Annotated in this window: 5 protein-coding genes; all 5 read left to right on the plus strand. The window is 42.1% G+C overall.

Annotated elements, in window-relative coordinates; all coding sequences use genetic code 11:
- Nucleotides 1-275 precede the first annotated feature (275 nt).
- The 5 genes from ACTS60_RS23080 to ACTS60_RS23100 all read left to right on the plus strand — a co-directional run bounded on the left by ACTS60_RS23080 (nucleotide 276) and on the right by ACTS60_RS23100 (nucleotide 4,992).
- Nucleotides 276-716 carry a hypothetical protein gene (locus tag ACTS60_RS23080; protein ID WP_440890162.1) on the plus strand — a complete coding sequence of 147 codons (441 nt, stop codon included), beginning with the start codon at nucleotides 276-278 and terminating at the stop codon, nucleotides 714-716.
- Nucleotides 717-813: 97 nt separating this feature from the next.
- On the plus strand, nucleotides 814-1,176 hold the full coding sequence (locus tag ACTS60_RS23085) for a hypothetical protein (protein WP_440890163.1): 363 nt from the start codon (nucleotides 814-816) through the stop codon (nucleotides 1,174-1,176).
- 10 nt (nucleotides 1,177-1,186) lie between these two features.
- Nucleotides 1,187-2,374: a tyrosine-type recombinase/integrase gene (locus ACTS60_RS23090; RefSeq protein ID WP_440890164.1), complete on the plus strand. Its 1,188-nt coding sequence runs from the start codon at nucleotides 1,187-1,189 to the stop codon at nucleotides 2,372-2,374.
- 138 nt (nucleotides 2,375-2,512) lie between these two features.
- The gene (locus ACTS60_RS23095; RefSeq protein WP_440890165.1) at nucleotides 2,513-4,075 is read left to right on the plus strand and encodes a ParB N-terminal domain-containing protein; all 1,563 of its coding nucleotides are present in this window, start codon (nucleotides 2,513-2,515) and stop codon (nucleotides 4,073-4,075) included.
- Nucleotides 4,075-4,992 (plus strand): DNA adenine methylase, encoded by a 918-nt coding sequence (locus ACTS60_RS23100; protein ID WP_440890166.1) that lies wholly within the window; start codon nucleotides 4,075-4,077, stop codon nucleotides 4,990-4,992. The genes ACTS60_RS23095 and ACTS60_RS23100 overlap by 1 nt, the downstream gene beginning before the upstream one ends.
- Nucleotides 4,993-5,155 lie beyond the last annotated feature (163 nt).

Here is a 5,155-nt window from a genome sequence, read left to right on the forward strand (position 1 = left end):
CTAAAGACCGGATAGAGACCGGACCGACGACGCCGTCGCCAAAGTTGCTGGAACTAAATCATGCAGGAAGTTAGGCAGGATAAGCCTTAGAGAGAGATTACAGGGCCAGTCTGGTGTGACCGACCCAGCGATCTAGGATTTAGGTGGAGGGGTTGTTGGGTGGAGGTCTAGTCGAGATATTAGGCTGGCGTATATTAAGGTCCAAATATATTGCCTAATGCATTGATTTTATGGAGAATGCCGTACTAAGTTTTTGTTAATATTGAAGGTTTAATATGAAGAAGTTCTTTTGGGCTCTAATGTATCTGGTTCTAGTATTATATTTTAATAATGTAGTAAGTATTTATGAACATGGAAACTTGAAGGTTTACACGCTTGCCACTCTAGCGGTTTTTCTAGAGCTTATTAGTTTATATGCTTTATTGAGTATTAAAGAGAAGAAGAGCTTGGAAGCATTCAAACTGGGATGGTGGCCAATGGCAACTGGTTTGCTAACAACATTCACCACTATTCCTCAGGAAATGCACATTAATAACCCTCAAGGGGATTACATTATAGATATCTTATCATTATTGACTCCATATGGTGCTTATATTGCGTGTGCTGTCGCGGGTATAAACGCATTCTTATTATTGAAAACAGAGAATAGAAAATTTATTCCACTATCTTTACTAATTATCTCTATATCAGTAGCCATTACGAGTGTGTTTGCTTAATGAAGAGTAGGCCTGATAAAACGATGGTTTTTAGACGTATCAGAATATAAGCTAAATATATATTAACTCTATGATACTGATAATCATGGAGTTAATTATGATTAAGCTAAAAAATCTTCAACAACTATCAACCCTACCAATCACCACAACCTTACAAGAACAAGTCAAAGCCATACTCACCGAGCCATTTCGCGATGACACAGAAACTCAGCAGGCGTGGGATGAGCAGCAATGTGAACTCTGGTTTCTCACATCAAAATCCGAACTCTCTGCCGTCGTCGTCGACGATATCGAAATACTAAAACGAGCACTGACCTACACCGAATTCGAAGACGATCTGGACTACGGAGCAATACTCGCCCTGAGCATTGTCGAGGACTCTGGTAAGGGTATCTACCTACTGATGCCTAAGACACTACTCACCGAATTACGCCAATACTTCTCCATCGAGAATGACTAAGGAGGTAGTGATGCAATCCCGAAAATTCAAATTCAATAAGCGCCAACTCGACTCACTACCACCGACGCCGCCGTCGAGCAAAAGTAAGGAAACTGAATACACTGACGAGTTGTGTAGTGGCCTAAAAATTATTATCAACCGACAAGGCCGACGTAGGTTCCTTTTCAGGTACACCTACAATCGGGTTAAAAAATCCATACAACTAGGCGAATATCCAGCGCTAGACATCAACACTGCTCGTCAGATTGCCAATGACCATAAACGGGAAATTGCTCTTGGAAATGACCCTAAGACTATTCGTGATGAGAAGCGTAACGTACTTACGTTCCAAGAGTTCTCAGAGTTGCACTACTTACCATACGCAATGATGAATAAGCTCACAGCTAAAAGTGATGCAGGTAGTCTCAAGCTCCATTTCTATCCGAAGTGGGGCAAGAAACCTCTTACTGAGATTGGTCAGCAGGATATTCAGAAATTACTTGATGGATTACTAGAAGGGAGAAAGCCAGCCACGGTCAACCGTCTGCGGTCCTTAGTCCTCCGCATGTTCAGACTCGCAATGGAATGGCGCTTTGTTGACTCAAATCCCGGTCAGTACATCAGGAAGTTGAAGGAAAATAACGTCCGTCAACGTTTCCTATCACGGGCTGAGGTTTCAGCCTTCATCAAGGCATGTAACGAGGAACCGAATCGCACCCAAGCCAACGCATTGAAATTTGCGCTACTAACAGGGATGCGCATAGGTGAAATAACTAGCTCAAAATGGGAGTGCCTTACCGCCGACGACGACGACAATTGGAGCTTATTTCTACCACACACTAAGTCGGGGCTGTCGAGAACGGTCCTACTCAATCATCTAGCTAAGGAAGTCATTCATGATCAACGACGATTTCAACAACCGAAGAACCCCTATATCTTTGCCGGAGATGCACCCGGTAGACCTATCGCTCATCCGAAGAAGGCATTCGCTCGAATCAAGAAAGCTGCCGGGATTACTGACAACTTCCGAATTCATGATTTGAGGCATAGCTTCGCATCGATCCTCATAAACAGCGGAAATGCCACGCTCTATGATGTTCAGCATTTGTTGGGGCATCAGTCACCGCAGACCAGTACAAGATATGCTCATTTGGCTTCTAGTAGGCTGCGTGAAGTGAGTGCTAACGTTGCAGAGTTAGTGCAACGGGAAACATCCTAATAGAATAGCGCACAGTTCAAATAGTAAAATAACTGTGCGCTAGTCTGAAGGGTTTCATAAAACTGCCCATACCTCTTAACAGAGATAACCACTTGATTTATTATTGTGCAATAAGTTGTTTAGCTAGAAGATGTTAAAGTGGAAGAAAAAGAATGGTGGGAAAAAAGAGTTCGCCGCTCAGTAGACTACTTGAAACTATGGAAGGGCAACCCTCGCTTTGATGGCGATGGTTCAGTTGCTAGGATCAAAGTTTCCGATTTTGCAGATGCCATTATAAGTACAAAAACGGAGAGGGATGACTTTTACGATCTGGTAAAGTCAATTGTAAAACATGGCTTTAGATCATTTGATCCTGTAGTAGTTTGGCGAAATGAAGATGGTAAATATACGGTGGCCGAGGGGAATCGACGAGTTCTGGCTCTTAAACTATTAAGACAACCCCACCTAGCTCCAAGTTCAATCCGCCAATTTGTTCGACAACAAGCCGCAAAATTTGACAAGTATTCGGTGGAAAAGATCCCTGTATGCCTGGCTCCAAACTACGAAGAGGCTAGGTGGTATATACTTGAGCGTCATGCTGTTGCTGGCGCAACACATAAACGCTGGGACAGGCTTCAACAAATGCGTTACATAGTTGAGCTATACGATTTCTATGAGCACGATGCGGATGCTTTAATTAAAAGCACTAACTTCACTAGAAAAGCAATATTTGATGCTATACGTTTTGTCACAATCCGAGACTGGGCTACGGACCAACAAGTATTGTCCAAAATGACAATTGAAGAAAAAGAGCTAATTCACAGTAAGAGCATAAACATTACTGTTTTAGAACGGTGGTTTACGAGTGAAGATGTGAAGCAAGCTTGGGGAATATCTTTCAATGAGGAGCATGTAACCGTTACATCTAATCGAGCAAGTTTCCTTAGGGCATATGCAGCCTTCTTAAAGCTGATGTTCGCTGTTACACCTAATGATTTAGGATTTGACGTAAATACACGTTCAATACCGCAACGAAACAAAGAAATACTAAACTATCTCCCTGATGTCCATTTTGGCGAAGAACCTCAAAATGGCGATAAAGATGACGAATACCCTTCAAAAGAAGGTGGAACCCAACCTGAACCTGATTCGTCTAAAGAGGGTCAGGATAATCAACCGCCTTCTGGGCCACATAATCAAGCAGACCAAGGGGAAAGCGATAAAGATACCAATAACCAACCAGAGCCATTGAAGAAATTACCACCAAGAAACAGACTTAGAATCATTGATGGTTCTGTAACTCGCATTAACGCGAAGAGTAAGCGTATCAATGCTATTTTTTACGAGTTAACCCAGATACCAGTTAAAAAATATACTCATGTGGCTGCGTCCTCCTTGAGAGTACTATTAGACCTGTCTGTAGATGAATACATTAGGAATAAGAAGCTTGAGTCAGGCGTCTCAGAACAGTATAAAAATAAATATGAATATACGGTGCTAATGCAGAGGTTAAAGTATATTCAAAACCAACATGTTAACTGCAAGAAAGCAAACAAGTGCATAGGGAAATTGTTGCAACCCAATAATGAGCACAGCTTAGACACTCTTAATAGCTATGTTCATGGGCACGAAACTCACAAGTGTGATGCTGGATTTGTCAATAGCTTTTGGGATATGCTAGCGCCCCTTATGAGCGAGCTGATAGACATGAGAGAGCACTAATGTTTTATTCTCCTTTGAGATATCCAGGTGGCAAGTCTAAGTTGACCGCTTATGTACTTGAAACAATTAGGATAAATAACTTAGAAGGCGGTAACTATGTGGAGCCTTTTGCTGGCGGATGTGCTATTGCATGGTACTTACTGCTAGAGAACCATGTAAGCAAAGTATTCATAAATGATCTAAATCCGTCTATTCATGCATTCTGGTTCAGCGTTTTAAACTATTCGGATGAGCTTTGCCAATTGATTCAAGATACAGATGTAACTATTGAAGAGTGGCACAGACAAAAAAGTGTACAGCAATCAAAAGATGCAAACATATTAGAATTGGGTTTTTCTACTTTTTTTCTCAATAGGACTAATAGATCTGGCATTATCAAAGCGGGGGTTATTGGCGGTTTGGAGCAAAAAGGCAACTATAAGTTGGACTGCCGCTTCAACAAGGAAATTTTGATAAGTAAGATAAAAGCGATAGCTTCTAGGAGGGATGATGTGACGCTGACTCAACTAGACGCAGTTCAGTTTATCAATGAAAACCTACAGGATATAGGCCAGAAAACTCTCGTAAATATAGATCCCCCGTATTATGTCCAAGGAAAAGGTCTATATCAGAACTTTTACAAGCATGAAGATCATTATGAGCTCTTTCAATCGGTTAGAAGGATCCAACAACCTTGGATTGTTACTTACGATAACACCCCAGAAATCTCTTGCATCTATTCCGAGTTCGATCCTCACCCTTTTGGTCTTACGTACACAGCCCAAACCAAAAGAAAGGGGTCTGAAGTTATGATACATGGCCCAATGGTTCAAAAGTGTGGATACCAGCCGGATATCACTTTCGCCGAACTAAAAAAACTAAAGAAAAATGCAACTGCACCAGTGCTTGATGCTATTGATGATTCGTTGTCCGCCTGAATCCTCACAACCCCTCCACCTAAAATCCTAGATCGCTGGGTCGGTCACACCAGACTGGCCCTGTAATCTCTCTCTAAGGCTTATCCTGCCTAACTTCCTGCATGATTTAGTTCCAGCAACTTTGGCGACGGCGTCGTCGGTCCGGTCTCTATCCGGTCTTTAG

The organism is Vibrio sp. WZ-1 (assembly GCF_052037695.1).
Classification (GTDB): domain Bacteria; phylum Pseudomonadota; class Gammaproteobacteria; order Enterobacterales; family Vibrionaceae; genus Vibrio.